Source organism: Butyricicoccus sp., assembly GCF_050872565.1.
Classification (GTDB): Bacteria; Bacillota; Clostridia; order Oscillospirales; family Butyricicoccaceae; genus Butyricicoccus_A.
The window spans coordinates 1-1675 of record NZ_JBNMHC010000426.1; the positions used below are offsets into that span (position 1 = coordinate 1).

Annotated in this window: 3 protein-coding genes; all 3 read right to left on the reverse strand. The window is 48.8% G+C overall.

Translation table 11 applies throughout. The features are described from left to right. Positions 1 to 62: 62 nt before the first annotated feature. Positions 63 to 785: a tRNA1(Val) (adenine(37)-N6)-methyltransferase gene (locus tag ACR0P9_RS12130; protein WP_432620507.1), complete on the reverse strand. Its 723-nt coding sequence runs from the start codon at positions 783 to 785 to the stop codon at positions 63 to 65. A 43-nt stretch (positions 786 to 828) separates the two neighbouring features. Next, on the reverse strand, positions 829 to 1062 hold the full coding sequence (locus tag ACR0P9_RS12135) for a hypothetical protein (RefSeq protein WP_432620509.1): 234 nt from the start codon (positions 1060 to 1062) through the stop codon (positions 829 to 831). A 216-nt stretch (positions 1063 to 1278) separates the two neighbouring features. Next, positions 1279 to 1675 (reverse strand): ribonuclease HI (gene rnhA / locus ACR0P9_RS12140; protein ID WP_432620511.1); only part of this gene is annotated, 397 nt, incomplete at its 5' end.

Sequence of the window (1675 nt, forward strand, 5' to 3'; positions counted from 1 at the left end):
ACGATACGTGAGATCCTCCAGGTTTCCAATCGGTGTTGCCACCAAATAAAGCGTTCCTGCCATTAAAATTCCTCCCTGTGATAGATCGTTCGGTATTCCTTCGTGTGTTCGCCGTTTTCTCCGCAGACGAGCAGCGGCGGCAAAATCTGTACGCCCGGTGCACTGCCGCGCCGTGCTTCGATCAGCACCGCCGATGGCACAGCTGTTGCCTGCTGATGGACAAATCGCATTCGTTTGGGTTCCAACTGCCGTGCTTTCATCTGAGAAATCAATTCACAAACGCGTTCCGGCCGATAGACAAACGCAACTCTTCCGCCAAATTTGACGAGATAAGCGGCTGCCTGTACGGCATCTGCCGCCGTCCCGCAGCTGTCCTGCCGCGCCGTACTTTTGTTGATATTTTTGGCAGAAAATCCGCTGTTTTGCGCAAAATATGGCGGATTACATACCACATAATCAAAGCTGCCCGTTGGAAATAGGGCTTTGCACTGCTTCATGTCACCGCATTGTACCTGCATACGCTGTTCCAGCTGATTATGCCGGATATTTTCCTGTGCCAAGGCAGCGACTTCCGGCTGAATTTCCAATCCAGTGACCGTGATATGGGGATGTCGTGCGCACAACAGCACACTGAGTGCGCCATTGCCGCAGCCCAAATCCATAACTTTGCCCCGCGCAGGCGGACAAGCGAAATCGGACAGAAGCATGGTGTCCTGTCCCAATTTAAAAAAGCGGTCATCTTGTATCAGCGAAAATCCGCCCCATAATTTGTCTATCCGGCGCATAGGCAGCTCCTTTTAGATAACAATTCGTATAATAAATTATTGATTATCCTATATGTACCATATTTAACGCTTCATGTTCCCAACCACGGTCGGATTCCGGATCCGGCTCGTCTTCCAGAAGATTAAATGCCGCCATACCGTATTCGTCGCGCATGGCAAGCAGCTCTTCGTAATAAGCGCGGCCGTCCGGCTCGTCGATATAGGGAATCTGCTCTCGCGGCAGATCAGCATTGACCGCCGCAATGATTTCATTTTTCTCGGAAACAAACAATGCCATGTTGAAACTCCTTGTTTGAGATTGATACGACTATCTCGCCTTACGCAGTGACAGAGAGGGCTTATCCGATAAACTCTCTCAGATTTGCCTGATGCAGAATTTGTAAATTGCTTCGCCCTCTCAGTCATTTGCTTTGCAAATGCCAGCTCTCCCAAAGGGAGAGCCAAGAATTCAGCGCGAAACAACAACTATTTGTATAATATAATTAAAATTATATCAAAAGTTATCCTTTATTTTCTTCCACTCTGCCACAGCCAGCTCATCGCAGCGGTTATTATTCTCGTTTTGTGCATGTCCCTTGACCCAATGGAATGTCACGTCGTGTACATCCAGCAGATCGAGCAGGCGTTCCCACAAATCCGGATTTTTCGCCGGTTCTTTTGGCGTGCGCATCCAATTCTTAGACCGCCATTTGACCGCCCAGCCCTTTTGAATGGCATCAATGACATATTTACTGTCAGAATACAAATCAACGGTACACGGCGTTTTGAGCGCTTCCAATGCGGTAATCACACCGAGAAGCTCCATGCGGTTATTGGTCGTATTGGGAAATCCCTTGCTGATTTCCTTTCGATGTTCTCCGTATTGCAGGATAATACCGAAGCCGCCTGGC